The following is a 26,727-nucleotide window of genomic DNA, read 5'->3' on the forward strand; positions in this document are numbered from 1 at the left end:
CGGCCGGGATCGCGACGGCGCGTAACCCTGCCGAGCGACTACCGGGCGGTACGAGCCCACTACCGATGGGTAAGCCTGTTGCCCGGCGGCAGGGCTGCCTAGGTTCGGGCGCAATGAACAGCGCCGACCGTGAATCCGTCCCCCGTACCTCCGCCTTCCGTACCGCGCCGGGCTCGCCCGAGCCGGAATCCCTTGACGACCTCATCGCCGACTGCCGCGACATTCCCCGCCCGCACGTGCCCGGACAGCGCCCGTACCCGTCCGCTCGGCCGTGGAATGTGGACGAGGCATGTCACGCTCAGGTCTCAGGACTGGACGCGTACGTCTGACACCAGGCACGCTCTGCGGAGCCGCGGTCAACGGCGATCGCGGCCCCACTCCCCGTCCCCGGGACCGGTCGGCGACGCTCGGCCGGGCCGACGACAGCGAAAACGGGCGCCGGTCACGAAGACCGACGCCCGTTTTCGCAGTTCACAGTCCCCGCCACGGCGGGGCGGGACTCAGTGGAACGAGTCGCCACAGGCGCAGGAACCGCCCGCGTTCGGGTTGTCGATGGTGAAGCCCTGCTTCTCGATCGTGTCGACGAAGTCGATCTGGGCACCCTCGACGTACGGAGCGCTCATCCGGTCCACCGCGACGCGCAGTCCGTTGAAGTCGCGGTACAGATCGCCGTCGAGCTCACGCTCGTCGAAGAAGAGCTGGTAGCGCAGGCCCGCACAGCCGCCCGGCTGCACCGCGATACGCAGGTGCATGTCGTCGCGGCCCTCCTGGTCGAGCAGCGCCTTGGCCTTGCCGGCGGCGGTCTCGGTCAGGATGACGCCGTGGGTGGCCTCCTCGGCGGCGTTGTTGCCGGTCTGCTCAGCGGTCGTCATGGCACTCCCTCAAGTCGCTGTCCGGGGCTCGATCTCCGCACGGCAGTCGCCTCACGGAGCGGACATTCCCCATGCTCACTCCAGTGTTCCACCGGAGGCAACAATGAGGACGGCCGTCTTGTTCCCCAGTCGCCATGGTGGCACATCCGGCGACCGCCTGAACAACGGCAGTGAGCACTGCAATACCCTGGCAGCGTGAGGTTCCTGCGCCGCAACAATGCCCGGAAGTCCGAATCCGATGCCGCCGAGACCGCGGTCGACGTCGACGAGTCCGGCGAATCCGACGTGCCCAAGGGCTACACCCCGGGCAAGGGCAGGCCGACACCGAAGCGTGTCGAGGCCGAGGGCAAGCGCCGCGGCCCGGTCGCACCGCCGCCGACCACCACGCGCGAGGCGATCCGCCGGAACCGGGAGCTGAAGAAGCAGAATCCGGTTACCAAGGAGGACAAGGAAGCGCGCCGCGCCGCCGCCCGGGAACGCCGGGAGAAGATGATGGCCGGCGACGAGCGCTACCTGCTGCCCCGCGACCGTGGCCCGGTGAAGGCGTACGTGCGCGACCTGATCGACGCGCGGCGCAACATCCTGGGTCTGTTCATGCCGCTGGCCGTACTGGTGTTCCTGTCGCTGCTGGTGCCGATCGTGGCGATCCAGCAGTACGCCACGCTGTTCACGACGATCTTCCTGCTGGGCATGCTGGTCGAGGGCTTCATCAACGGCAGGCGGGTGGCCAAGGCCGCACGGGAGCGCTTCCCGAACGAGACGATCCGCGGTGCCTCGCTCGGCTGGTACGCGTTCGTGCGCGCGAGCCAGCTGCGGCGGCTGCGGGTGCCGAAGCCGCGGCTCAAGGCGGGCGACCCGATCCCGTAACGACGTGAGCCTGCCACGGCGCGCAGCCGTGTGACGACCTCCACGGCGCGATGCGGGACCACAGTGGCGCGGTGCCGGACCACAGTGCGCGAGACGTCTCGATCGCCACACCGCCGGGTCGTTAGCCACGCGAACTACGGGGATGAGACCGCCCGTCTCCCTCCGCCACCCAACCGGAGGCGCTTCGCGCCACTGCATAAGCTCCAGGCATGGAGTTTCGACGTCTCGGCCGCAGCGGCCTCAATGTCAGTGAGATCTCGTACGGCAACTGGCTCACCCACGGTTCCCAGGTGGAGGAGGACCAGGCGCACGCCTGCATCAAGGCGGCACTGGACGCCGGCATCACGACCTTCGACACCGCCGACGTCTACGCGAACACGGCCGCCGAGTCCGTGCTCGGGCGCGGCCTGCAGGGGCAGCGCCGCGAGAGCCTGGAGATCTTCACCAAGGTCTTCTGGCCGACCGGCCCGAAGGGCCCGAACGACAAGGGCCTGGGCCGCAAGCACATCATGGAGTCGGCGCACGCCTCGCTGAAGCGTCTCGACACCGACTACGTGGACCTGTACCAGGCACACCGGTTCGACCACACGACGCCGCTCGAAGAGACGATGCAGGCCTTCGCCGACCTGGTCCGGCAGGGCAAGGTGCTCTACGTGGGCGTCTCGGAGTGGACCGCCGAGCAGATCACCCGCGGTGCCGAACTGGCCCGCGAGCTGAGGATCCCGTTCGTGTCGAACCAGCCGCAGTACAACATGCTGTGGCGCGTCATCGAGGACCAGGTCGTGCCCGCCTCCGAGCGGGAGGGCATGAGCCAGATCGTGTGGTCGCCGATCGCGCAGGGCGTGCTCACCGGCAAGTACAAGCCGGGTCAGCCCCTCCCCGCCGGCTCGCGCGCGACCGACGAGAAGGGCGGTGCGAACACCGTCCAGAAGTTCCTGCGTGACGAGGTGCTCGAGCGGGTCGAGAAGCTCACCCCGCTGGCGCAGCAGGCCGACCTGTCGCTGGCTCAGCTGGCGGTGGCGTGGGTGCTGCAGAACCCGGGCGTCGCGTCGGCGATCATCGGCGCGTCCCGCCCGGAGCAGGTGCACGAGAACGTCAAGGCCGTCGGCGTGACGCTGGACGACGACCTGATGACGGCCATCGACGACGCGCTCGGCGACGTCGTGGTCACCGACCCGCGCGAGACGAAGAGCCCCGAATCGCTGTGAATCCCCGGGCGCTGTGAATCCTGGGCGCTGTGAATCCTGGGCGCTGTGAATCCTGGGCGCTCCGAGTCCCACGGGCGGCTGAGCCCCGGTGCTGAGGCCCCACGTGCTCTGAGGCCTCGGACCCACCGCGCCCTCGGCCCCACTGAGCCCCGGGACGGGCTGAGCCCCGGGACGAGCTCCTCAGCGGTCGCGCCCGCCGTCGTCGGAGTGACGGCGGCGGGCGTCGGCCGCAGCCGACCACACGAGCCGCACCTCGTCCAGCAGCCGCCAGGGCTTGCGCGCGGCCGTGCGCGGCAGCGACCCGGTGAAGCCCACCGGGTGCCTGCGCAGTCTGCGGGCCATCCGGCCGGGTTTGCTGAGCATCCGTTGCCGCAGGTCCTGCAGGTACCGGCGCCGGACGTCACGTTCGATGGAAGTGCCGCACGTCAGGCAGGTGGTGACCACCAGCAGCCGCCCGGCGTAGGCCAGTTCGTGCCGCGTCTCGCGGCCGCACCGGTGGCAGGCGAGCGTGGCGTGTTCGATCGTTCCCTTCGCGCCCATCGCTTCCGTCCTCGTCGACGTCACGTCCGGTAGTCCGCCGCGGCCAGCACCTGCTCGGCGACCACGAGATCGTGCGGGTAGGTGATCTTGAAGTTCTGCTGTTCCCCGCGCACCCACCGCACCGGAAGCTCGGAGAACCGTTCCATCACCGAGGCCGTGTCGGTACCCACGAAGTCATCCCGCGCCGCACGTTCGTAGACCTCGAGCAGCGGCCCGGCACGGAATCCCTGCGGCGTCTGGGCACGCACGATCGACGCCGGCTCTGCGCCGGTGAGCGCACCCGCCTCGTCCACGGCCACCAGGTCGCCCGCCGGCAGTGCCGGGATCGCACCGCCGTGCTCGCGGGCTTCGTGCAGCACCCCCGCGATCAGGGCGGGACTCACCAGCGGCCGGGCGGCGTCGTGGATCAGGACGGTGTCCACCGAACCCTCGTCGATGCGGCTCGACAGCCAGCGCAGTGCGCGCAGCTCCGACTCCTGCCGCGTCTCGCCGCCGTAGACGACCTCCACCGGGGCGTCGACCTCGCGGTCCAGCACCCAGTCCACCAGGTCCTTGTCCTGCGGGCGTGTGACCAGCAGGAGGACACCGATATCCGGGACCCGCGCGAACGCGTCGAGCGACCACGACACCAGTCTGCGCCCCGCCAACGGCAGGTACACCTTGTTCATCTCCGCGCCGACCCGCGTCCCGGCCCCGCTGGCCAGCACGACGCCGGCCGCGGGTGGAACCCGGCGGCTCCGGCCCGCCGAGCCACGCCGGGTTCTCCGTTCCGCCACGGCGGAGATCATACGAGACCGGGCTCATCCGAGTTGGCCGCCGAGCAAGTCACCGATCGTCGCCAGCAGCCGTGCGCCCGCGACACCGTCGGCGACCCGGTGATCGACGGTGAGCCCGAGCGTGCACCGCAGCCGGGTGCCGATCCCGCCCGGCACCGGCACCACGCGGGGTTCGACCGTGCCGACGGCCAGTGCGGTCGCTTGCGGCGGAGTCAGCAGGGCCTGGAAACCGCCGACGCCGCTGCCGCCGAGGTTCGACATCGTGCTCGACGCGGTCGCCGACAGCTCCGACAGTTCCAGCCTGCCCGTCCTGGCCCGCGTGACGACGTCGTCGATGCGCCGGGCCAGCGTCGGCAGGTCGCCGGAGTCCGGATCGGTCAGCACCGGCGCGAGCAGTCCCCGCTCGGTGTCGACGGCGATCGCGACGGACAGCCGGTCGCAGGGCTGCACCCCGCCGTCGGTCCAGGTGGCGTTGAGCTCGGGATGCCTGCGCAGCGCGGCGGCGAGCACGCGGGTGAACACGACCGTCCAGCTCACGCCGTCGCGCCGACGCTGCGCCTCGTCGAGGTCGACGTCTCGGTACAGCACGAACTGCGGCACGTCGGTGCTCGCCGTCATGCGGCGGGCGATCGCGGCGCGGCCGTCCCGTCTCCGGGTCGGGGAACCCGCCGGAGATGCGGGTGCTTCCGGTGGCTTCGTGCCTGCCCGAGGTTCCGTGGCGGGCAGATCGGCCACCCGGATCGTGTCCCACGGGCCGGTCGGGGTGAGCGCCGCGAGGTCCACTCCCCGTTCGGCCGCCAACCGGCGCGCGGCGGGCACTGCGGCGGGCGGGCGAGGTGGCGCGGCTCCAGCGGCGCCGTTGACCCCCGCGGCCGCCGGGGTGACGCCTGCTACTGCGGGAGCCGTGTTCGCCGCCGGCGGCACCGTCTCGGGCGGGGTCGCCGCGGGCGGGGTCGCCGACTCGGACGGCTGCGCACCCGATGCGGCGCCCGCAGGCTCCGGTTCTGACTCTGACTCCGGTCCTGGCTCCGGTCCTGGCTCCGGTCCTGGCTCCGGCTCCGGTGCGGGCTCGGCGTCCGGAGATGGCGAAGCCCCGGGCTCGGGTTCCGGTTCGGGGTCGTCGAACAGCCCGTCCAGGAGGTCCTCGGCCTCGGATTCGACGTAGGCGATGGGATCGCCGACGGCGATGACGTCCTCGGGGGCGGCGACGAGACGGGCGAGCACCCCGTCGACCGTCGCCTCGACCTCCATGTCGACCTTGTCCGTCGTGACCTCGCAGACGACCTCACCCTGGCGAATCTCGTCGCCCTCGGCCTTGTGCCACGCGACGAACACGCCCTCGGTCATGGTCATCGACATCTTCGGCATGACCAGGGGTACCTGCTTGTTCACCATCGCCGCACCAACTCCCCCGCCTTCGCCACGATGTCGTCGACCTGCGGGACGGCCGCCTGTTCGAGTTGCGGCGCGTACGGGATCGGCACGTCGAGTCCGCACAGCCGGGACACCGGCGCCTGCAACCTGCCGAACGCGGGTGACTCGACGATCCTCGCCGCGATCTCGGACATGAACCCGCCGGTCTTGGGAGCCTCCTGTACCAGCAGTGCCCGCCCTGTCGCGGCGACACTGTCCACAATGGTCTGATCGTCGAGTGGACGGAGCGTGCGCGGGTCCAGCACGCTCGCCGACACGCCGTCCGCGGCGAGTCGCTCGGCCGCCTCCAGGGCGCGCGACACCATCACGCCGGTGGCCACGATCGTCACGTCCCCACCGGTGCGCCGGACCGCCGTCTCGCCCAGGGGCACCCGCACGGGTTCCTCCGGCACCGGACCGCTCTGCTTGTAGAGCAGTTTGTGTTCGAGGACGATCACCGGGTTCGGATCGTCGATGGCGCTGAGCAGCAGGCCCTTCGCGTCCGCGGCCGTGCTCGGCATGACCACCTTCAGCCCCGGCACGTGGGCGAACCACGCCTCAAGACTCTGCGAATGCTGGGCGGCCGCCCCGGTTCCGGAACCGCCGGGCGCCCGCAGCACCATCGGCACGGTCGCGGCACCGCCGAGCATGAAGTGGATCTTCGCGGCCTGGTTGGCGATCTGGTCCATCGCCTGCGCCGTGAAGTCGGAGAACTGGATCTCCACGATCGGGCGCATGCCGGCCAGCCCGGCGCCGACAGCGGCGCCGACGATGCCGAGTTCGCTGATCGGGGTGTCGCGCACCCGTTCGGTGCCGAACCGGTGGACCAGGTCGCCGCTGACGCCGAACGCACCGCCGTAGGTGCCGACGTCCTCGCCGAACAGGAACACCCGCTCGTCGGCCGCCATGGCCTGCGCCATCGCCTCACGTACGGCCTCGGAGTAGGTCAGCGTGCGCGGCTCGGCCGCCGCGGGGGTCGCCGAACCGGTGACCGGTCCCGACTCGGGCGCCGCGGCGCCGTTCACCGTTTCGCTCGTCGTCGTCATCCTCGGGTTCCTCCGGCGATCGATTTCCCTGCCGGGGCGTACACGGCGTCGGTCAACGTGGCGGCGTCGGCGTCCGGCGCGGCGGTCGCCGTGCGGATCGCCTCCCGCACCCGGTCGCGGGCGAGCGTGCGACACTCCTCGACGTCCGATTCGGACAGCGTGGGTACTTCGGACGACGCCGATCCCGCCGCACCTCCGCCGGTGACGACCGCTTCGAACGCCGCGATCGGGTCGCGTTCGCGCCAGCTCTCGATCTCCTCGCGGGTGCGGTAGAGGTTCTTGTCGCTCTTGGAATGCCCCTTCCACCGGTACGTCAGCGCCTCCACGAAGGACGGCCCGCCGCCCGACCGGGCGCGCTGCACGGCCTCGGCGACGACGTCGTGCACGGCCTGCGGATCGTTGCCGTCCACCGTCACACCCGGAATGCCGTACCCGCGGGCGCGTTCGGCGAGCGTGTCGACGTTGAACGCCCGGTCCACCGACATCGACATCCCGTAGCGGTTGTTCTCGCACACGAACACGACGGGCAGGTCCCAGATCGCGGCGAGGTTGACGCCTTCGTGCCAGGCACCCTCGTTGACCGCGCCGTCGCCGAAGAAGCTCACGACGACCTGCGAGCCCCCGCGCATGCGCACCGCCAGGCCGGCACCCGCGGCGATGGGTACGCCGCCCGCGACGATGCCGTTGGCGCCGAGGTTTCCGGTGGCGACGTCGGCGATGTGCATCGAACCGCCGCGGCCCCGGCAGTAGCCGGTCTCCTTGGCCAGCAGCTCGGCCATCATCGCGTCCAGCTTCGCGCCCTTCGCGATGCAGTGTCCGTGGCCGCGGTGGGTCGAGGTGATGTAGTCGCCTTCGGACAGTGCCATGCAGGCGCCCGTCGGCACGGCCTCCTGGCCGATCGACAGGTGCATCGTGCCGTGCATGAGCCCGCGCGCGAACATGTCGTCCACCGCCTCCTCGAAGCGGCGGATCGTCCACATGGTGGTGAGGGCGTGTTTGGCCCGGCCCGCCTCGGTTGTCAGCGTCACCGGACCGTCACCTCCTCGCCCGCGAGCAGCCGGTCCTGCAGCCGCCGCAGCGTGGCGATCGTCGTGCTCTCGTCCACGGCGACGTCCTCGGCCGTCAGCACCGTGCCCTCCGGGACGTCACGCAGCACCCTGCCGCCCGCGACGAGGCCGAGCGGAAGGTGCCCGTCGTCGCGCACCGCCGTGGCCCGGTCGGTGATGCCGTACACGGTCTCCCCGCCGATACCGTCGATCGCCTCGCCCGCGGCGAGATCGCGCTTGGCGACCGCGAGGACCTCGGCGTTCCACGCGACCGGGGCGAGACTCGGCGTGCGGTCCAGCACGGCCTCGGCGACCGACAGCGGCGCCTCGACGCTCGCCAGGTGGTACGGGCGGTAGAACGCGTAGTAGGGGCCCTTGCCCATGCCCAGGTAGGCCATCTCGGACACGACCGCGGGGTGGTCGCTGCGGCCGATGACGAACACGCCGGGAGCGACCGGGCCGGTGCAGTAGTCCACCATGCCCTCCCCGGGCAGCACGCCGCCGTCGGCCTCCGGCCGGAACGTCTCCGCCAGTGCCTCGACCGTGCTGTGCGGACCGGTCATGCCCCGGGAGGGCACGGCCAGGTCCACGCCGTTGGCGAGCGCCGCCATCTCGATCATCGTCTTCGAGCCGTCGACGAAGCTGGCGAGCATGTGCGGGTTCATGCCCTTCGCCTCGGCCTCCTCGGTCAGCGACGCGGGCGTGGCCGATGGGCGGAGCGGATTGTTCTTGCCCTTGCCCGCGCAGACGACGTCGAACCCGATGTCGCGCACGTAGTCGGCGAGGGCCTTGCATTCGACGGGTTCGTCGCCGCGGCACACCGTGTACACGCGGCCGGTCCGTTCGGCGACGGTCTTCAGCAGGTAGCCGATGGTCACGTCGCACTCGACGTTCAGCATCGCGATGTCCTGGCCCGCGAGCAGGCCGTGGAACGCCACCTGGGCACCGACCTCGGGGACGCCGCTCGCGTCCACGAGTACGTCCAGCGGAAGCGCGGTCAGCGCGGTCGCGTCCTCGGTGACGACCGGCGTGCCGGCCTCGATCATCCGCGACAGCTCGGCGCGGTCACCGCTCAGCACGGCGTCCCCGCACCCCGCTTCGGCGAAAGCGCGGCGGCCGCGATCGGGGGCGATGTCGGCGATCGCGGCGACCTCCATCCCGGCGATCCGGCTCGCCTGCACCACGAACCCGAGCCCCATCTGCCCCGCACCGACGAGCCCTACCCGGACCGGACGGCCCAGTTCCCGTTCCCGTGCTCGCAGCCGATCGACATACCTCATCCGCGTTTCCTCCGGTCCGCTTCGTCGCGCCTGATGCGGGTGAACGTGCACACCTCCGCATTGCACGGCCGCGTTTGCACATATGTGATTACGGTGTGCACCTTGGTTCTTCCTTGGTAGCACGGGAGATCTGCAGCACACAAGATTCAGAGATGCGCACATATGTGCACTCGCGCCGCTGCCTCACAGATGTGCGCTGCGCCGCGTGCCCACGCCATCGCGGCCGCGCCCCACCGTCCGTCGTCGCGTCGACCCACACCTCGGCCCGGGGCCGCAGTCCGGGTCCGCGGCCGTGGGCACACACACGGGCGGCCGCGCCTCCCGTTCGTGCCGGGAGACGCGGCCGCCCGCGCTTGTCGTGTGTCCGCCGGATCGCCGGCGGTGCGGTCAGGTTCGGGCCGAGCGCAGCCCGCCCGCGTTGAGTCGTCCCGCCATGCCGATCGCCTCGCGCACCGCCTTGGCGAGTGCCGCCGATCCGGCCCGCTCCTCGGCACCGTCGACCGGACCCCTCAGCTCGGTCCGCTCCGTGAACCGCGCGAACACCGACGCTCCCTGCATCGCCTGCGCCCGCGTGATCTCACCCCGCTTGCGGTCGACCACCAGCAGCACGATCGCACCGCGGAGTCGGCCCTTCGCCCGCCCACTGACCAGGAGCATGCCGCTGCGGTTCTCGTCGTCGGCGAGCGCGTTGACCGCGCTCTGGTACGCCAGGTGCTGCCGGTAGCTGAGCACGCCCGCCACCACGAACGCACCGAGGATCAGCACCACGGCCTGCCAGGTCACGGCGTCGCTCCCCGGAACCCGACCCGCGCACCGGCTGCGGGCGTCGAGACCGTGCCCTTGGCGTGCACGGCGCCCGGCAGCAGCTCGGTACCGTCGTCGGGGTTCAGGTACACGACGATGTGCCCGAGCGTGCTCAGGTTCTCGTGGGCCCTGTCCCCCACCGCGGTCACCTCGACCTCCTCGTCACCGATGCTGAACACGTCGCCGGTGCGGATCTCCCGCGCCGGGCCCGTAGCGGGGCCGTGCACCACGCTCACGCTCTCCAGCGCGTCCGGGATGGGGTCGGCGTACAGGATGACGACGCCGCCTTCGACCATCTCCGCGGCCTCGTCCCCGGCACGCAGGACCGTGCTCTCGTAATAGAAGCTCATGTGTTCCTCCTCGAACCCGAACTCGCCGGCCCGCTAGAGACCGAAGCTTGCGGCCCACGCGATGACGACCGCAAGTGGCGACGTGATCATGCGGCTGATCAGCACGGCAGGTGTGCCGACCGCCACGGTTTCCGGTTTCGCCTCACCGAGCGCCAGGCCGACGGGCACGAAGTCGCAGCCCACCTGCCCGTTGATGGCGAACAACGTCGGCAGCGCGTACTGCACCGGCAGCGCACCGATGGCGATCTGACTGCCCATGAGGGTGCCGACCACCTGCGCGATGGCGGCGCCCGGACCGAGCACCGGCGACAGGAACGGCAGCGCGACCACGAAACTGATCGCGAGCAGGCCGAACGGGTTACTCGCGATCGGCGAGAGCACCCGGCCCATCCACTCGGCCACGCCCGTGTACATGACGATACCGAGCAGCAGGCTCACATAGGCCATGAACGGCAGGATGGTCTTCAGCGTCAGGTCGACCGTCTGCCTGCCCGCAGCCAGCATCGTGTTGACGAAGGTGCCCACGGCGGAACCGAATCCGACGAACACGTTCGTCACCGCGTGGAACGCCTTGCCCACCGGGCCGCCGACCGGCAGGGTCGCCGCCACCGCCGACGCGGACGGCCGGTCATCCCGGGGCGGCACGCCGCCGCCGGGCGCCGCACCACCCGACGCGCCGCTGCTCTCGGCGGCGCTCGGAACGCCCCCCGCCGCGACTTCGCCGTCCGATGTGGACCTGGCGATCTCGTTCATCCCCACCGCGGAGACGAACAGTTCCTCGGTGATGAACTTCGCCAGCGGGCCGCCGGGAGCTCCCGGATAGACGTCCACGGTGGGGATGCCCTTGCGCGGGTAGACGCCGATGCGCGCGGTGCCGCCGCAGTTGATGACGGCCGCCACCACCTCGTCGTCGGGCACGGACGTGTTGAACCCGTCCACCGCTTCGGCCCCGGTGAGGTCGGCGATCTTCTGCGCCACCGGGTGGATCCCACCGCCGGTCACCGACAGGACCTTCGTGCGCGTTTCGTCCGCCCGCAGTGTCAGGCCGGGCCCCCAGCCACCTGCGCCCGCGCGCACGAAGACCGTGGACGATTCCGTATCGGTCGCTGTCGTGTCCTGCCCAGCCGTCGTCTCGTGGTCGGTCATGCCTTCTCACCCGCCTTCGCCTGCTCGAATTGCCGGTCGAAATCGGCGAAGACCTCGCTACGGCCGGTCCGCTTGATCATGAACGCGGTGAGTTTCTCGGTGATGATGCCGCGAATGAAGATCACGAGGATGCCCACGAGGAAGTACCGCAGCGCCAGCGGCACCGTGGACTCGCCGAGCTGCGTGACGCCGTTGGCGATGCCGAACCAGACGAACAGCTCACCGGCGTTCGCGTACGGGAAGAACGTCGTCACCGGGTGCACGAACGACACCGCGGAGTCGTAGAACGCGGGCTTGTACCGCTCGGGCAGGAACCGGCCGAACGAGTAGGCCATCGGGTTCGTCAGCATCAGCAGCGCGAGGATCGGCATGACCGAGTAGCGGGTGATCCACCACCGGCCGCACCACTCGACCGCACGCGTGACGCGCTGCTCGCCGATGAACGTGGTGAGCGCGTACATGAACGTGAGCAGCACGATCAGTGTCGGCAGGATGCCGGTCACGAGCTCGACGAACTGCGAGCCCGCTTCCTCGAACAGGCCGATGAAATGGGTTCCCAGCCATTCGAAGACACCCAGCACACCCCCGCTCGTCTCACCCTCCGGCTGAGCCGGCTGCTGCTGCGCCATTACAGCAAGCACTTGCATTCCCTGGCCTCCTTCTCGGCCCCCGGCGGATATGCGCTGATAGACGTGCGGACCCGGCCGTCATCCGGCCGGTCCGGCGCCTGCATGATCGGTGCCCCGAGTCCGTTGCCCGTTCTCGTTCGCACCCGTTGCACATTGCGCTGACTGCACATATGTGCAAACCTTGTTCACGTTTGCCAGTGATGTGTGTAACATGCCGTCGAACCGTCGACAAGGCCCCGGAGGCGACCGGGACCGGGAAGCAAGGGAGCACCTCAATGCCGGAGATCCACGTCAAGGTCGGCTCGTCCGTCGGACTCCACGCCAGGCCGGCGAGTCAGTTCGTCAAAGCCGCGACCGCCAGCGGCAGCGACGTCCGCATCGGCAGGCCGGGCTCCGACCTCGTGGACGCTCGCAGCATGTTGTCGGTACTGAGCCTGGCCATCGGGCACGGCGAAGAGGTCGTCCTGCGCACCGACGGCGAGGGCGCCGGCGATGCCCTCACCGAACTGTCCCGCATGCTCGAGTCCGATTTGGACGCGTGATCGATGCCACCGCCCCGAGACCAGCAGTCGCTCGTCGCAGCGGCGCGGCTGTACTACGAGGAAGGCCGCTCGCAACACGAGGTCGCCAAGACGCTCAACATCAGTCGCTCCAGCGTGTCCCGGATGCTCACGGCCGCACGGGAACACGGCATCGTGCGCATCGAGATCAACGACCCGACGGGCCGCGACATGGATCTCGAGGCGGAACTGGCCGAGCGGTTCGGACTGCGCGACTGCCGTGTCGCCGAGATCCACAGTGGCGACCGGCCACTGCAGCGCGTGGGCGACCTCGGCGCGCGCTGGCTGCTGGACACGGTCCAACCGGGACAGCGGATCGGCGTTTCCTGGGGCACGGGCCTGCAGGCGCTCGTACAGTCCATCCCGGACGAAGGCGGACTCGACGTCGAAGTGCTGCCACTGGTCGGCGGACTGTCCGTAGTGGACACCGCTATCAGCGGTGAGGAACTGGTCCGCGACCTGGCGGGCAGGCTCGGCGGCAGATACCAGCGCCTCCACGCGCCCGCGTTGCTGACCTCGAAGGAGGGCAGGGACGTGCTCCTGGCCGAACCGAGCGTCCAGGCGACCCTGGACGCCGCCCGGCGGGTGCAGGTCGCGCTCGCGGGCGTCGGCCGGGTCGGCCGCGGCTCGTCGGCGTCGTTGGTGACGGCCATGAGCCTGTCCGCCGAGGAACGGGCGGGGTTCGACGCCGCAGGGCCGGTCGGCGACGTCTGCGCACGGTTCTTCGACGCCGCGGGCAAGGCCGTCACCGGGCCCGCCGACGACCGGGTGCTCGCGGTATCGCTGGCCGACCTGGCGGCGATCCCGACGGTCGCCGGTGTGGCGGCGGGACCCGAGAAAGCCGACGGCGTCCTCGGAGCGCTGCACACCACCGTGCTCGACGTGCTGATCTGCGACAGCTCACTGGCCAGGGCGCTGCTCTCGGAACGGGGCGCGGTAGCTTGAGCTCGTGAACATCGAGTTCGGTCCCGTCACTCTCCCCGACGAGAACGCGCGCGCCGGTGCGCTGCAGCGGCACGCTGCGCTGCTGTCACCCCCGCGCTCGCTGGGCAGGATGGAACGACTCGGCGCCTGGCTCGCCGCGTGCCAGGGTCGGACCCCGCCCCGGCCGCTGCGGCGGATGCGCGTCGTGGTGTTCGCCGCCGATCACGGCGTCACCGCCGAGGGGGTGTCCCTCGGCGGTCCCGGCACGACGCGGGCGCTGCTCGACGCGCTCGACACCGGCTCGGCACCGCTGAACGTCCTCGCCGACGTGGCGGGCGCCGGGATCCGGGTGGTCGACGTGGGTACGGCAGGCGGCTCCGGGCCGGACCACGTACGCAGCGGGTCCTCTTCCATCGCCACGGCGGACGCGCTGACCGAGGAGGAGACCGAGGCCGCGGTGCGTGCCGGGATCCGTGCGGCCGACGCGGAGATCGACGAGGGTGCCGACGTCCTCGTGGCCGCCGAGCTCGGTGCGGGCGTCACGACCCCCTCCGCCACTCTGGTCGCGGCACTGACCGACACCGAACCCGTCGCCGTCGTCGGACGCGGTTCGGGGATCGACGACCGGGCGTGGATGCGTAAGACCACCGCGGTCCGGGATGCGCTGCGGCGCTGCCGGCCGGTCACCGGCGACCCGTTCGGACTGCTGCGCACCGCGGGCGGCGCGGATCTCGCCGCGATGACCGGATTCCTGGCACAGGCGGCCACTCGGCGGACCCCGGTGGTGCTGGACGGTCTGCCCTCGACCGCGGCGGCACTGCTGGCCGAGGAAATCGCGCCGGGCGCGCGGTCCTGGTGGCTGGCCGCTCACCGCGCGGCCGAGCCCGCCCAGGTGATCGCGCTGGAGCACCTGGACCTGGATCCGGTACTCGACCTGAACCTTCGGCTCGGCGCAGGCACCGGGGCCGCGACCGTGCTGCCGATGCTCGCCTCCGCGGCACGGCTACTCACCGACGTCGCCGAGCGGCCGGCACTGCCCGCCGACGCCGACATCACCTGACCCGGCACCCGGCGCGACCGCCGCAACCACGCGAACGTGAGTACGGGGTCCGCACCGCGCGGTCGCCGGACCCGCAGTGGCGGACCCGCAGTGCAGGACCCGCAGCGTCAGGTCCTCAGCGCCGGACCTTCTCAGCGCCGGAACCGCGGCGTCAGAACCGCGGCCTCAGAACGTGTGGCCTCAACAACGCGTGGGCTCGGCCTCACGGTGTCGGCCCGCGGAAGCAGCAGTCCGCGGGCCGACACCGGGATGCGGTCAGTCGAACTTGTGCACCCAGCCGTGATCGTCGGTGCGGGTGCCTTCCTGGATGCCGGTGAGCTGTTCGCGCAGCGCCATCGTCAGTTCGCCGGGCTCGCCGCTGCCGACGGTGAACTCGCCGTCGGCGTGCTTGACGTGCCCCACCGGAGTGATCACCGCGGCCGTGCCGCAGGCGAACACCTCGGTCAGTTCCCCGGACTTCGCAGCGCTCTCCCACTCCTCGGTGGAGATCCGCCGCTCCTCGACCCGGAGGCCGCGGTCGGCCGCCAGCTCCAGCAGCGACCGGCGGGTCACGCCGGGCAGCAGGGATCCGCTCAGCTCGGGCGTCACCACGGTCGCATCGCTGCCCGAGCCGAAGACGAAGAACAGGTTCATCCCGCCCATCTCCTCGACCCAGCGGTGCTCGGCCGCGTCGAGCCACACCACCTGGTCGCAGCCCTGTTCGACGGCCTGCGCCTGCGCGACGAACGAAGCCGCATAGTTACCGGAGCACTTGGCCTCACCGGTGCCGCCCGGCGCGGCCCGCACGTACTCGGTCGAGAGCCACACCGTCACGGGCTTGACGCCGCCGGCGAAGTACGACCCGGCCGGCGAGGCGATGAGCAGGTACAGGTATTCGGCCGACGGGCTGTTCACGCCCAGCCCCTCACCGGTGGCGATCATGAACGGCCGCAGGTACAGGGCATCACCCTGGCGCGTCGGCACCCAACGCTTGTCGATGTCGAGGAGTTCGGCGATCGACCCCAGGAACAGTTCGTCGGGCAGCTCCGGCATGGCGAGCCGGCGGGCGGAGTCGCGGAATCGCTGCGCGTTGGCATCGGGCCGGAACGCGCCGATGGTGCCGTCGGGCTGGCGGTACGCCTTGAGACCCTCGAAGATCGCCTGCCCGTAGTGCAGGACCTGCGTCGCCGGGTCGAACGTCAAGGGCGCGTACTCGCGCACCTCGGCGTCGTGCCACCCCTGCTCGGCGTTCCACTTCACGGTGACCATGTGGTCGGTGAACCGCACGCCGAAACCCGGATTCTCCAGTACCTCCGCTACGCGCTCCGCGGAGGTCGCGTGCGTGCTGGGAATACGGGTGAACAGGGTTGTCGTCGTCATGCTCGGAGCATATCGCCCCGATGGCCCCACAACGCCATACCCGGTCGTTACCATCTGGGCGTGAACATGAATCCGCAGCACCCGGGCACCCCGTACGCGGCGCAGTCCGCGCCCTACCCGCCGACCTCCCAGCCGACGGGCGGGGAGGCGCAGCCATCGCCGTCGGGCGGCGGCTTCGGCACCCTCGCCGGTGCCGCGCTGCTGACGTTCGCCGGCGGGATGGCGGTCCTGATCGGCTACCTGATGATCGGGGGCTTCGGCGCCATCATCGGTATTTTCGGCGCGATCTTCGGCATCGTGTGGCTGGCGGGCGTCCACGGCGGCAACGTGTTCCCGCGCGAGGGGTTCCCGACGAAGTCGCTCGGCGGTCTCGCCGTGGCGTCCCTCGTACTGCTCGGCCTCGCGGCCGCCATGACCTGACCGAGTCCCGGTCACAGGCGGGTCAGCAACCCGCCGAACAGCAGGACGGCCGTCACGACCACGGCCACCTGCCTGGGGCCTCGCGGACCCGCTGCGGCGCGGGCGGCGAACTCCGCGAGCGCCAGCATCGCCGCCACCGTCACCGCCGCCGCCGGCGCCAGCAGAGCCGCCGGGATCGCGGCCACCGCGGCGGGCACGACCACGGCCGTGATCCGTGACGGATGCGCGCGCTCACTGGCCGCACCGAACGCGGTGAGTGCCGCCGGGAGGCACGCGAGCGTCACGACAGCGCCCAGTGCAGGCGCGAGTGCCTGGGCGTCCGCCGCGGCGAACGTGTCCCGCAGCGACGTGGTCGACAGGCCGAGCCGCAGCGGGCCGAGCTGGTACAGCGCGGCGGCCGCCACGCCCAGCGCCGCGACGGCACCCACCACGACCGTGCGCCGCGACCGGCCACGCAGCACGGGCACGAACACCGCGGCGGCCGACAGCACCCCGCCGAGAACGCCCCACGGCGTGTCCCCGCCGAGCGGCTCGGCCACCGGCGACGGCGCCGGGCTCACCCCGAGACACACCGCCACGAAGGCGGCGGCCGCGAGCAGCAGCAGGCCACCCACCCAACGGCGCCAGTACGCGTCGAGCCGGACCCCCGCCACGTCGGCGACCGCGACCGCGGCCACCACCAGCACGGCCGCGGCGGGCCGGTGGTCCGGCACCAGGTAGGCCGCGAACGTCGAGGCGGCCAGCACCACGATCGCCAGGCGTGCCGCGCGGCCGAAGCCGTCGACGAGTCGCGCGAGACCCGGCCGGGCCATCACCCCGGCTCCCGCCCTGCCGCCCGGTACGGCGTCGCCGCGCTCGACGCCCGGCTCGGTCCCGTCGTCGCCGTCGCGGGAGTCGCCGTCGCGGGAGTCGCCGTAGCCGGGAGCCCGGCCGTCGGGCACGCCGCTGCGCGAGCTGCCGAGGCGAGCCGTACCGGGTTCGGCCACCACCACGAACACCGTGGCCAGTGCCATGCCCACCGGGGCCCACCAGCCGGCTCCCGCCACGGCCGCGGCGAGCCCGCCGAGCACGCCCAGCGCGATCCACACCGCTGCTCACCTGCCTTCGTCCGCCGTCACCGGCACACCTACCTCCGGCGGCCGCAGGAGGCGTCAATAGCATGGCTGACGAGTGAACACCCGAGATGAGGAGTCCGAGCGTGGCCGTTCCGAAACTTGCCCTGACCGAGCTGACCGAGGCGTCGCTGGCGAAGACCCGCGCGCAGATCGTCGTGGTCGGCACCGTGCAGGCCACCGGCGGCCTCGAACTGGCACCCGGGGCCGAGGCCGTGGACGCGGCGTACGGCGGCACACTCGCCGAGGTGCTCTCGACGCTCGGGGCGACCGGCGCGGCCGAGGAGGTCGTGAAGGTGCCGTCGCTCGGCAGGCTGGCGGCCGACGTGGTGCTGGCGGTCGGGCTCGGCCAGCCGGAGGTGACGGCCGAACAGGTGCGCCGCGCGTCCGGCGCCGCGGGCCGCGCGCTGGCGGGCACGAAGCGGGCGCTCACGACACTGTCGGCCGTCGATCTGCAGGCCGCGACGGAAGGCATCGCGCTCGGTGCCTACGCGTTCACCGAGTACAAGTCCGAGAAGGGCGACAAGCCGGTGCAGACCGTGGACGTCGCCGCGCCCGCCGAGGGCACCACCAAGCAGCACCGCGCCACGCTGAAGGCCGCGACGGCCACCGCGGAGGCGGTCTGCACGGCCCGCGATTTCATCAACACCCCGCCGAACGACCTGTTCCCCGCATCGTTCGCCGACCGTGCGCGCGCGCTGGCCGAGGACGCGGGTGTGGCCGTCGAGGTGCTCGACGAGAAGCAGCTCAAGCGCAAGGGCTTCGGCGGCATCCTCGGTGTCGGCGCGGGCTCGTCGCGCCCGCCGCGGCTGGTCAAGGTGACCTACAAGGGCGCCAAGGCTCGCAAGAAGATCGCGCTGGTCGGAAAGGGCATCACGTTCGACACGGGCGGCATCTCGCTCAAGCCCGCGGCGAACATGGACAACATGACCTCGGACATGTCCGGGGCCGCCGCGGTGCTGTCGTCGGTGCTGCTGGCGGCGAAGCTGAAGTTCCCGCTCGAGGTCACCGCCTACATCCCGCTGGCGGAGAACATGCCGTCCGGCACGTCGTACCGGCCCGGTGACGTGCTGACCATGTACGGCGGCAAGACGGTCGAGGTGCTCAACACCGACGCCGAGGGCCGGCTGGTGCTCGCCGACGCGATCGTGCGGGCGGCCGAGGACGAGCCGGACTACCTGATCGAGACGTCGACGCTCACCGGCGCACAGGTCGTCGCGCTGGGCAACCGGACCGCGGGCGTGATGGGCTCGGACGAGTTCCGCGACCGCGTCGCCGAACTGGGCCAGGCCTCCGGTGAGAACGCCTGGCCGATGCCGCTGCCGGAGGAGCTGCGGTCCGAACTGGACTCGAAGCTGGCCGACCTGGCGAACGTCACGGGGGCGCGCTGGGGCGGCATGCTCGCGGCGGGCATCTTCCTGCGCGAGTTCGTCGCCGACGACCTGCCGTGGGCGCACATCGACATCGCCGGTCCCTCGTACAACACCGGTTCGCCGTGGGGTTACACCGGCAAGGGCGGCACAGGCGTGCCGGTCCGCACCATCGCGGCTGTGCTCGCCGACATCGCCGACAACGGCTGAGCGGTCACGGGCCGGAGCAGCGGAAACACGCGAGCAGCAGGAGGCGTGCGGGTGACGGCGGGCCGCGGCGACCATCCAGAGGGATCGGTCCGCACGGTGCTCACGGGAACCGACGACGCCGTCGACGCGACCGTCACCCGCGAGGCGCTGCTGCTCGCGTGTGCGGGTGCGCTCGGCGAGTCGGACCGGCTGGTGCGGCACTGGACGACCGCCACCGGCCGCGGCGTGGACCGGCTCGCCGCCACCGCCGTCACCGCGCGGGCGTGGGCGATGCTGCTGGCCGCCCGCGACGACCTGTCGGAGGAGGAATCCCGGCGGCCGGACTGGGCCGAGGGTCTCGTACCGCTCGACCTGGACGCCGAACAGGCCGAGCACGAGAAGGTGCTCGGTGAGCGGGACGCGCTGCCTCCGCGGGGCAGGCGGCAACGTGAGGCCGCGGCCGACGCGGAGCGGGCCGCTGCCGCCGGGGACACCGACGCCGCCCGTGAGGCGCTGCACCGGTGGACCGATGTCGCCAGGGAGATCCCGCAGCCGGACGCCGCCACCCTCGCGGCATGCCGGCATGTCGCGACGCTGCTGGTTGCCGGGGAGCTGGCCGTCGACGCGGAGTGGGCACAGAGCTACACGGGCGCACTCGTCGCCGCTCTCGATCAGCGGTATCGTCGCGAGCCCCGCGACGCCGACTGGCAGGAGCTGATCGACGCGATCATGCGGCTGCGGGGCGAACCGGACGCCGTGCCGCCGCCCGCGTCGGTCGCCGCGATCGACCACGCCGAGAACCGGCTCGGCCGGACTCTGCCGGAGGAGTTCCGCACGTTCCTCGGCATCTGCGACGGCCTGCGCGCCGACGTCGTGTTCCCGCGGCTGCTCGGGGTGGCCGAACTCCGCCACGGCGCGGAAACGGGTGCGTCCGGCCCCGGCATCGTGATCAGCGATCCGCCCGGGTTGACGCTCTGGCCGTCCGGCGAGGTCACCGAGGACGACGAGCTGTTCGGCCGCAGCGTCCACCCCGGCCTCCGTTCGGTTCTCGAGGACCACCTGCGCCTGCTGGAGGCGAGCGTCTGACGGTGGTGCCGGCAGCCGTCCGGCCTCGCACGATGCATACGTGTCACCCCGGTACCAATTTTGGTACCGTTCACGCATGCCCGCGTTGAACCTGCAGTTCTCCGACGAGGAGATGGCCGACCTGCGTGCGACGGCGGACCGGGAGGGCCGGTCGTTGAAGGCCGTCGCACACGACGCCGTCGTGTCGGTCGTGTCGTCGCGGAAACACCTGGTGGCCGAAGCCTCACAACGAGTCGCACGGATCAGCGAAGAGCTGAACGAGCGGCTGGCCAAGTAAGTGCCGGCTGTCTACTACCTCGATGTCGAGGACGTCCTGACAGCCACTCATCACGCCTCCGGCGCCGCGGTCGACGTACGCGATTTCGGGCTCCTGTCCGCTTCCGTGGCCCGGCCGTCGGCGACCGTGTTCGGCCAGGACGCCTACCCGGACCTGCTCACCAAAGCCGCCGCTCTCCTGCATTCGCTCGTCCGCAACCACGCACTCGTCGACGGCAACAAGCGAGCCGCCTGGGCCGGAGCCTGGGTGTTCCTCGAGGTCAACGGACACCGCTTGCGGGATCCCATCGACGTCGACAGCGCCGAACAACTCGTGACCTCGGCGGCGAAAGGCGTGATCGATGTCCCTGAGATCGCCGAAGGGCTCCGCGCATTTCTGGCGACGTAGGCATCCGTTCGGTACTCGAGGACCACCTGCGCCTGCTGGAGGCGAGCGTCTGACGGTGGTGCCGGCCGCCTCCGACACCACCGCCGGCCCTCTCACACCTCCTGAACTCCTGGCCTGCCGTTCTCGACGACGAACCCGGCCAGCGTGCTCACCGGCGCGCCGCGCCGCGTGACGTACGGCACCGCGCGGTAGTCGGCGCGGTAACTGTCGCGGTCGACCGTGCAGCGCACGTAGCCGCGCCGCTGGTTGTAGAACTTCATGTGCGGGTTGGCGGCCAGCCACTGCTCACCACGCCGGTCCGTGTCGGCGCCGTCGCCGCCCGAGCTGATCGACGTGCCGAGGAACTCCGCACCCACCGTGGGCGACTCCGGATCGGCGAAGTCCTGCTTCAGATCGGCGGCCATGCTGCAGTGGGCGTCGCCCGTGATCACGACCATGTTCTCGACGCCCCGTTCGACGACACCGTCGAACAGGCGCTGCCGGGCCGGCTCGTAGCCGTTCCAGTTGTCCATCGGCAGTCGCAGGCCCTCGCCGGGGTCGCGGTCGGCCCTGGCCATCACCGTCTGCTGGGCGAGGATGTTCCACCGCGCCGTCGAGGAACCGAGGCCGTCGAGCAGCCACCGTTCCTGCTCCGCGCCGAGCATGCTGCGGTCGGGATCCTGCGCCTCCGGCGAGTTCCGGTCGACCTGGTCGCTGCGGTACTGCCGGCCGTCGAGCACGTTGAACTCGGCCAGCGCGCCGAACCGCAACCGCCGGTAGATCCGCATGTCCGGGCCCTTCGGCACCGACGAGCGCCGCAACGGCAGGTGCTCGTAGTAGGCCTGGTAGGCCGCGGCGCGGCGGACGAGAAAGTCGCCGGGGGCGACGCCGTCGTGCTGGGAGATCTCGTCCGCGTAGTTGTTCTCGACCTCGTGGTCGTCCCAGGTCACGATCCACGGGAAGGCCGCGTGCGACCGCTGCAGGTCGGGGTCGGTCCGGTACTGGGCGTGCCGGATGCGGTAGTCCGCCAGCGAGTGGACCTCGTGTGCGGGCGCGTGCGCACGGCCGATGTTCCCGGTCGCGCCGCCCTCGTAGATGTAGTCGCCGAGGTGCACCACCGCGCGCAGGTCCTCGTCGGCGAGGTGGCGGTGTGCCGTGTAGTAGCCGGCCGGATAGTTCTGGCAGGACACGAACGCGAACGCCAGCCGGTCGAGGTTCGCGGCGGCCGTGGGGGCTGTGCGGGTCCGCCCGACGGGGCTGATCTCGCCGCCCGCCCGGAACCGGTAGAAGTACTCGCGGTCCGGCCGCAGCGTGTCGACCTCGACGTGGACCGAGTGACCCAGTTCCGCTGTGGCGTTGGCCACGCCGTGGGCGACCCGTCTGGAGAAACGCTCGTCCTCCGCGACCTCCCACCGGACCGGCACCGCGCCCCGACCCCGCATCCCGCCGGAGCCGTCCTCGGCGAGGGGTTCGGGCGCCAGCGTGTCCACAGCACCACCCCGCTGGGCAGCGGATCACCGGACGCGACCCCGAGCGCGAACGGGTGGCTCGTGAACCGGGAGCGCTGCGCCGGGGAGGCCCAGGTCGCTCCGGCCGCCAGCCCGCCCGCAGCCAGTGCGGCGCCCGCCGCGCCGCCGAGTCCCAGAAAGCCGAGTCCCAGAAACCTGCGTCGATCGAAGCCGTTCATGACGTCTCCTCCGTCGTGTTCACCGATCGGAGGGACAAGTCATCAGGCCGACCTGATCACGGAATGGCCGGTCGCGGTCGCTCGTATGGAATGCATCGGGCGACCCGCTGAACAGCACCCTGAACAGCACGACCCGGCAGCACCGCTGAACAGAGACCACCCAAGGAACCACCGGACAGCACCGCCGAACAGGCCTGCCGTCCGGGCGCGCAGGCAGCCGCGCCGAGCACCGGAGCGTTGCGCCTCACGCGTCGCGTTCGGCCTCTCGCCTGCGCCGCTCCAGGATCTTCTGGCGCTTCGTGTAGTCGCGCATGCGCTGCGGATATCCGGTGCGTTCCACCTCGTACACCGGGATCGAGCGCTTGCTGCCGAAGTCCTGCGCCTGCCCCAGACTGCCGATACGCCTGCGGGTCCACTCACCGTCGTGCGCGACCAGCACGACCGTCGTCTCGGTGACGTTCGTCCTGGGCTCCACGTACGCCTCGACCCCACGCCGCTGCGACGCCCACGCGTCCAGATGGGCCGTGTCGGCGTCGCTCGCCCCACGCAACGTCCCGGGCCGCTGTTTCCCACCGCGCTTGCTCCGCAGCCGGTCGAACAGCCCCACGTCGATCACCTCTCCAGGTTCGCCTCCGACGATCATTGTCCCTTATTTCCGAACTCGTGGGACAGCCTCACCGACCACACTTCGCGCCTCCCAGGCACGAAGTGACAGGATGTGGCATGACAAGCGCGCGCGTGCGCGCGTGCGTACACCACAGACACCCTCTGGGAGGCCGCGTGGACAGCCGACGCGCCACAGCGCCGCGTAGTGTTCACAGGGCCGACCGGGTGCCGGAGGAAACCTGCGCGAGGGAGTTGGACAAGTGAGCGACGCTGAAGCCGACCTGGTGATCCTGGGTGGCGGATCGGGCGGTTACGCCGCGGCCTTCCGGGCCGCCGAACTGGGCATGTCCGTCACGCTGATCGAGAAGGACAAGCTGGGCGGCACCTGCTTGCATCGAGGGTGCATCCCGACCAAGGCGCTGCTGCACGCCGCCGAGGTCGCCGATTCGGCCCGCGAAGGCGAGCAGTTCGGCGTGAAGACCACCCTCGAGGGCGTCGACATGGCCGGGGTCCACAAGTACAAGGACGGCATCGTCACCCGGCTGTACAAGGGTCTGCAGGGGCTGGCCAAGGCCCACAAGGTCACCTTCGTCGAAGGCTCGGGAACCTACGTCGGCGGCACCACCGTCGAGGTCGACGGCACCCGCTACACCGGCAAGAACATCATCCTGGCGACCGGTTCGTACTCGAAGACGCTGCCGGGCCTGGAGCTCGGCGGGCGGATCATCGCCAGCGAGGAAGCCCTCCAGCTCGACTACGTGCCGAAGAAGGCGATCGTGCTGGGCGGCGGCGTCATCGGCGTCGAGTTCGCCAGCGTGTGGGCGTCCTTCGGCACCGACGTGACGATCGTCGAGGCCCTGCCGCGGCTCGTGCCCAACGAGGACGAGTTCGCCTCCAAGCAGCTCGAGCGCGCCTTCCGCCGCCGCAAGATCGGCTACAAGACGGGCGTGAAGTTCACCGAGGCCAAGCAGGACGACAGCGGCGTCACGGTGACCCTCGAGTCCGGCGAGACGCTCGAGGCCGACGTGCTGCTGGTCGCCGTCGGCCGCGGGCCCAACACCGCGGGCCACGGCTACGAGGAGGCGGGCGTCCAGCTCGACCGCGGGTTCGTCGTCACCGACGAGCGCCTGCGCACGAGCAACCCGAACGTCTACGCCGTCGGCGACATCGTCCCGGGCCTGCAGCTGGCCCACCGCGGTTTCCAGCAGGGCGTGTTCGTCGCCGAGGAGATCGCCGGACTCAACCCGTCGCCGATCGACGAGGACGGCATCCCGCGGGTGACGTACTCGCACCCCGAGGTCGCCTCCGTTGGCCTCACCGAGGCCGCCGCCAAGGAGCAGTACGGCGCCGAGGTCGAGGCGTTCACCTACGACCTCGGCGGCAACGGCAAGAGCCAGATCCTCAAGACCTCCGGCGCGGTGAAGCTGGTCAAGGCGCCGGACGGACCGGTCGTGGGGCTGCACCTCGTGGGCGACCGCGTCGGCGAACTCATCGGCGAGGCGCAGCTGATCTACAACTGGGAGGCCTTCCCCGAGGACGTCGCTCCGCTGATCCACGCCCACCCGACCCAGTCCGAGGCGCTCGGCGAGGCACATCTCGCACTCGCGGGCAAGCCGTTGCACGTCCACGGCTGACGCCCCGGCTCGCACCCAAAGACCAACATCGACAACGAACCAAGGGAGTCAGCAAACGATGGCGTACTCCGTCACATTGCCGGAGCTCGGGGAAAGCGTCACGGAGGGCACTGTCACCCGGTGGCTGAAGCAGGAGGGTGAGTCGGTCGCGGTCGACGAGCCGTTGCTGGAGATCAGCACCGACAAGGTCGACACCGAGGTCCCTTCGCCCGTCGCAGGTACGGTCCAGAAGATCATCGCCAAGGAGGACGACACCGTCGAGGTCGGCGGCGAGCTGGCGTTGGTCGACGACGGCTCCGGTGGCGGCGAGTCGGCACCCGCTGCGCCGGCCGCGCCCGCGGAGTCGGCACCCGCAGCGTCGCCCGCACCCGCCGAGTCCGCACCCGCCGAGTCCGCTCCGGCGGCAGCCCCGGAACCCGCCGCTGCGCCCGCGGCTGCTTCCGGTGGCTCCGCATCCGGCAGCCCGGTAACCCTGCCCGAACTGGGCGAGAGCGTCACCGAGGGCACCGTCACCCGGTGGCTCAAGCAGGTCGGCGACACCGTCGAGGTGGACGAGCCGCTGCTCGAGATCTCCACGGACAAGGTCGACACCGAGGTGCCCTCACCGGTCGCCGGCACGCTGTTGGAGATCTCGGCTGGCGAGGACACGACCGTCGAGGTCGGCGGTCAGCTCGCGGTGATCGGCTCGGCCGACGCGGCACCGTCCGCACCGGCTCCCGCATCCACGCCGACGCCGGAGCCCGCGCCGGAGCCCGAACCGGCCCCGGCACCGCAGCAGGCGGCTCCCGCCCCTGCCGCACAGCAGGCCCCGAGCGCCCCAGCCCAGCAGGCGCCCGCCCAGCAGGCTCCGGCCCAGCAGGCTCAGGCACCCGCCGCGCCGGCGCAGTCCGCACCGGCTCCGGCACAGGGTGACGGCGGTGGCACGCCGTACGTGACGCCGCTGGTGCGCAAGCTCGCCGCCGAGCACGGCATCGACCTGTCGACCCTGACCGGTTCGGGTGTCGGCGGCCGTATCCGCAAGCAGGACGTACTCGCCGCCGTCGACGCGAAGCAGCAGCAGGCCCCGGCCGCCGCGCCGGCCGGATCGACGGCCCCGGCGACGCAGGCCGCACCGTCGAAGCCCGCCGCTGCGGCGCCGGTCTCCGACGCGGAGAAGGCCGCACTGCGCGGCACCGTGCAGAAGGCCAACCGGATCCGCCAGATCACCGCGGAGAAGACCAAGGAGTCGCTGCAGGTCTCGGCGCAGCTCACGCAGGTGCACGAGGTCGACGTCAGCAAGATCGCCAAGCTGCGTCAGCGCGCCAAGTCGGCGTTCCGCGAGCGCGAAGGTGTGAACCTGACGTTCCTGCCGTTCTTCGCCAAGGCCACGGTCGAGGCGCTGAAGCAGCACCCGAACGTCAACGCCTCCTACAACGAGGAGACGAAGGAGATCACCTACCACGGCTCGATCAACCTCGGCGTCGCCGTGGACACCGAGCGTGGGCTGCTGTCGGTGGTCATCCACGACGCCGGTGAGCTGAGCCTGTCCGGCCTGGCCCACCGCATCGCGGACCTGGCCGAGCGGGCGCGCACCAACAAGGTCACGCCGGACGAGCTCACCGGTGGCACGTTCACGATCACGAACATCGGCAGCAACGGTGCCCTGTTCGACACGCCGATCATCGTGCAGCCGCAGTCGGGCATGCTCGGCACCGGCGCGGTCGTCAAGCGCCCGGTCGTGGTGGCCGACGAGGACGGCAACGACACGATCGCCGTGCGGTCGATGTCGTACCTGCCGCTGACCTACGACCACCGGCTGATCGACGGTGCCGACGCGGGCCGCTTCGTGACGACGATCAAGCAGCGTCTCGAGGACGGCAACTTCGAGGACGAGCTGGGCCTCTGACACCGGTTGTCCCCGGCGCCGCGCCGGGGACAACCCGATCGGGCACGCACCGATCGGTCAGTGCACAAATCGGTCGGAGCACCAATCGGTCGGAGCACCAATCGGCCGGGGCACAACTGCAGAATCGGGCGTGAGCCCGTAACCGAATCGAGGGTCTGAACCCGGTGCCGCCATCGGGTTCAGACCCTCGATTCATCGTCGCGCCGGATGATGCG

The 26,727-nt window shown here is 71.2% G+C and carries 27 protein-coding genes; 12 read left to right on the forward strand and 15 right to left on the reverse strand.

Annotated elements, in window-relative coordinates; genetic code table 11:
- Positions 1-500 precede the first annotated feature (500 nt).
- Positions 501-872 carry a HesB/IscA family protein gene (locus FB384_RS00530; protein ID WP_183778131.1) on the reverse strand — a complete coding sequence of 124 codons (372 nt, stop codon included), beginning with the start codon at positions 870-872 and terminating at the stop codon, positions 501-503.
- 195 nt (positions 873-1,067) lie between these two features.
- Between FB384_RS00530 and FB384_RS00535 the strand changes: the two genes are divergently transcribed.
- Both FB384_RS00535 and FB384_RS00540 read left to right on the forward strand, forming a co-directional pair.
- Positions 1,068-1,739: a DUF3043 domain-containing protein gene (locus tag FB384_RS00535; protein WP_183778133.1), complete on the forward strand. Its 672-nt coding sequence runs from the start codon at positions 1,068-1,070 to the stop codon at positions 1,737-1,739.
- 209 nt (positions 1,740-1,948) lie between these two features.
- The gene (locus FB384_RS00540; protein WP_183778135.1) at positions 1,949-2,947 is read left to right on the forward strand and encodes an aldo/keto reductase family protein; all 999 of its coding nucleotides are present in this window, start codon (positions 1,949-1,951) and stop codon (positions 2,945-2,947) included.
- A gap of 180 nt (positions 2,948-3,127) precedes the next feature.
- Here the strand turns inward: FB384_RS00540 and FB384_RS00545 are convergent, their stop codons facing one another.
- The 10 genes from FB384_RS00545 to srlA all read right to left on the reverse strand — a co-directional run bounded on the left by FB384_RS00545 (position 3,128) and on the right by srlA (position 11,995).
- Complete coding sequence (locus FB384_RS00545) at positions 3,128-3,487, reverse strand: hypothetical protein (RefSeq protein ID WP_183778137.1); 360 nt, start codon at positions 3,485-3,487, stop codon at positions 3,128-3,130.
- A 20-nt stretch (positions 3,488-3,507) separates the two neighbouring features.
- Positions 3,508-4,275 carry an IspD/TarI family cytidylyltransferase gene (locus FB384_RS00550; RefSeq protein WP_183778139.1) on the reverse strand — a complete coding sequence of 256 codons (768 nt, stop codon included), beginning with the start codon at positions 4,273-4,275 and terminating at the stop codon, positions 3,508-3,510.
- 12 nt (positions 4,276-4,287) lie between these two features.
- Positions 4,288-5,658, reverse strand: coding sequence for a dihydrolipoamide acetyltransferase family protein (locus FB384_RS00555; protein WP_183778141.1), 1,371 nt, complete (start codon positions 5,656-5,658; stop codon positions 4,288-4,290).
- Entirely contained in the window at positions 5,652-6,722 is a 1,071-nt protein-coding gene (locus FB384_RS00560; protein ID WP_183778143.1) for an alpha-ketoacid dehydrogenase subunit beta, read from the reverse strand. Before FB384_RS00560 ends, FB384_RS00555 begins: the two co-directional genes overlap by 7 nt.
- Positions 6,719-7,750: a thiamine pyrophosphate-dependent dehydrogenase E1 component subunit alpha gene (locus tag FB384_RS00565; protein ID WP_323985078.1), complete on the reverse strand. Its 1,032-nt coding sequence runs from the start codon at positions 7,748-7,750 to the stop codon at positions 6,719-6,721. The genes FB384_RS00560 and FB384_RS00565 overlap by 4 nt, the downstream gene beginning before the upstream one ends.
- Entirely contained in the window at positions 7,747-9,048 is a 1,302-nt protein-coding gene (locus tag FB384_RS00570) for an NAD(P)H-dependent oxidoreductase (RefSeq protein ID WP_183778145.1), read from the reverse strand. The genes FB384_RS00565 and FB384_RS00570 overlap by 4 nt, the downstream gene beginning before the upstream one ends.
- A gap of 387 nt (positions 9,049-9,435) precedes the next feature.
- Positions 9,436-9,831: a transcriptional regulator GutM gene (locus tag FB384_RS00575; RefSeq protein ID WP_183778147.1), complete on the reverse strand. Its 396-nt coding sequence runs from the start codon at positions 9,829-9,831 to the stop codon at positions 9,436-9,438.
- Positions 9,828-10,202 carry a PTS glucitol/sorbitol transporter subunit IIA gene (locus FB384_RS00580; protein WP_183778149.1) on the reverse strand — a complete coding sequence of 125 codons (375 nt, stop codon included), beginning with the start codon at positions 10,200-10,202 and terminating at the stop codon, positions 9,828-9,830. Before FB384_RS00580 ends, FB384_RS00575 begins: the two co-directional genes overlap by 4 nt.
- 33 nt (positions 10,203-10,235) lie before the next feature.
- Positions 10,236-11,348 carry a PTS glucitol/sorbitol transporter subunit IIB gene (locus FB384_RS00585; RefSeq protein WP_183778151.1) on the reverse strand — a complete coding sequence of 371 codons (1,113 nt, stop codon included), beginning with the start codon at positions 11,346-11,348 and terminating at the stop codon, positions 10,236-10,238.
- Positions 11,345-11,995, reverse strand: a complete 651-nt coding sequence (gene srlA / locus FB384_RS00590; protein WP_228725936.1) for a PTS glucitol/sorbitol transporter subunit IIC — start codon at positions 11,993-11,995, stop codon at positions 11,345-11,347. The genes FB384_RS00585 and srlA overlap by 4 nt, the downstream gene beginning before the upstream one ends.
- 257 nt (positions 11,996-12,252) lie before the next feature.
- Between srlA and FB384_RS00595 the strand changes: the two genes are divergently transcribed.
- Genes FB384_RS00595 through cobT form a run of 3 tightly spaced genes read left to right on the forward strand, consistent with a single transcriptional unit; the run spans position 12,253 to position 14,521 of the window.
- The gene (locus tag FB384_RS00595; protein WP_183778153.1) at positions 12,253-12,519 is read left to right on the forward strand and encodes an HPr family phosphocarrier protein; all 267 of its coding nucleotides are present in this window, start codon (positions 12,253-12,255) and stop codon (positions 12,517-12,519) included.
- A 3-nt stretch (positions 12,520-12,522) separates the two neighbouring features.
- Positions 12,523-13,482 (forward strand): sugar-binding transcriptional regulator, encoded by a 960-nt coding sequence (locus tag FB384_RS00600; protein ID WP_183778155.1) that lies wholly within the window; start codon positions 12,523-12,525, stop codon positions 13,480-13,482.
- 4 nt (positions 13,483-13,486) lie between these two features.
- Positions 13,487-14,521, forward strand: coding sequence for a nicotinate-nucleotide--dimethylbenzimidazole phosphoribosyltransferase (gene cobT / locus FB384_RS00605; RefSeq protein WP_183778157.1), 1,035 nt, complete (start codon positions 13,487-13,489; stop codon positions 14,519-14,521).
- Positions 14,522-14,776: 255 nt separating this feature from the next.
- Here cobT and FB384_RS00610 read toward each other — a convergent pair whose 3' ends face one another.
- Entirely contained in the window at positions 14,777-15,880 is a 1,104-nt protein-coding gene (locus FB384_RS00610) for a branched-chain amino acid aminotransferase (protein ID WP_183778159.1), read from the reverse strand.
- 60 nt (positions 15,881-15,940) lie between these two features.
- Here FB384_RS00610 and FB384_RS00615 point away from each other — a divergent pair, with 60 nt between their 5' ends.
- Positions 15,941-16,300 (forward strand): hypothetical protein, encoded by a 360-nt coding sequence (locus tag FB384_RS00615; protein ID WP_183778161.1) that lies wholly within the window; start codon positions 15,941-15,943, stop codon positions 16,298-16,300.
- An 11-nt stretch (positions 16,301-16,311) separates the two neighbouring features.
- Here the strand turns inward: FB384_RS00615 and FB384_RS00620 are convergent, their stop codons facing one another.
- On the reverse strand, positions 16,312-17,388 hold the full coding sequence (locus FB384_RS00620; protein WP_183778163.1) for a hypothetical protein: 1,077 nt from the start codon (positions 17,386-17,388) through the stop codon (positions 16,312-16,314).
- A gap of 110 nt (positions 17,389-17,498) precedes the next feature.
- On the opposite strand from FB384_RS00620, the gene FB384_RS00625 reads away from it, so the two are divergent.
- From FB384_RS00625 to FB384_RS00640, 4 genes are all read left to right on the forward strand, one after another.
- Entirely contained in the window at positions 17,499-18,992 is a 1,494-nt protein-coding gene (locus FB384_RS00625) for a leucyl aminopeptidase (protein ID WP_183778165.1), read from the forward strand.
- A 51-nt stretch (positions 18,993-19,043) separates the two neighbouring features.
- The gene (locus tag FB384_RS00630) at positions 19,044-20,057 is read left to right on the forward strand and encodes an SMI1/KNR4 family protein (RefSeq protein WP_183778167.1); all 1,014 of its coding nucleotides are present in this window, start codon (positions 19,044-19,046) and stop codon (positions 20,055-20,057) included.
- 76 nt (positions 20,058-20,133) lie between these two features.
- Positions 20,134-20,334, forward strand: a complete 201-nt coding sequence (locus FB384_RS00635; RefSeq protein ID WP_183778169.1) for a hypothetical protein — start codon at positions 20,134-20,136, stop codon at positions 20,332-20,334.
- The gene (locus tag FB384_RS00640) at positions 20,335-20,721 is read left to right on the forward strand and encodes a type II toxin-antitoxin system death-on-curing family toxin (RefSeq protein ID WP_183778171.1); all 387 of its coding nucleotides are present in this window, start codon (positions 20,335-20,337) and stop codon (positions 20,719-20,721) included.
- 92 nt (positions 20,722-20,813) lie between these two features.
- Here the strand turns inward: FB384_RS00640 and FB384_RS00645 are convergent, their stop codons facing one another.
- Positions 20,814-22,190 carry an alkaline phosphatase D family protein gene (locus FB384_RS00645; RefSeq protein WP_323985079.1) on the reverse strand — a complete coding sequence of 459 codons (1,377 nt, stop codon included), beginning with the start codon at positions 22,188-22,190 and terminating at the stop codon, positions 20,814-20,816.
- Between the two features lie 441 nt (positions 22,191-22,631).
- Positions 22,632-23,003 (reverse strand): oxidoreductase, encoded by a 372-nt coding sequence (locus FB384_RS00650; protein WP_183784747.1) that lies wholly within the window; start codon positions 23,001-23,003, stop codon positions 22,632-22,634.
- A 250-nt stretch (positions 23,004-23,253) separates the two neighbouring features.
- Between FB384_RS00650 and lpdA the strand changes: the two genes are divergently transcribed.
- Together lpdA and sucB are read left to right on the forward strand one after the other, a co-directional pair.
- Positions 23,254-24,627 (forward strand): dihydrolipoyl dehydrogenase, encoded by a 1,374-nt coding sequence (gene lpdA / locus FB384_RS00655; RefSeq protein WP_183778173.1) that lies wholly within the window; start codon positions 23,254-23,256, stop codon positions 24,625-24,627.
- A gap of 58 nt (positions 24,628-24,685) precedes the next feature.
- On the forward strand, positions 24,686-26,512 hold the full coding sequence (sucB, locus tag FB384_RS00660) for a 2-oxoglutarate dehydrogenase, E2 component, dihydrolipoamide succinyltransferase (protein ID WP_183778175.1): 1,827 nt from the start codon (positions 24,686-24,688) through the stop codon (positions 26,510-26,512).
- Positions 26,513-26,727 lie beyond the last annotated feature (215 nt).

The sequence above is a fragment of the Prauserella sediminis genome, assembly GCF_014195435.1.
Taxonomy (GTDB): domain Bacteria; phylum Actinomycetota; class Actinomycetes; order Mycobacteriales; family Pseudonocardiaceae; genus Prauserella; species Prauserella salsuginis.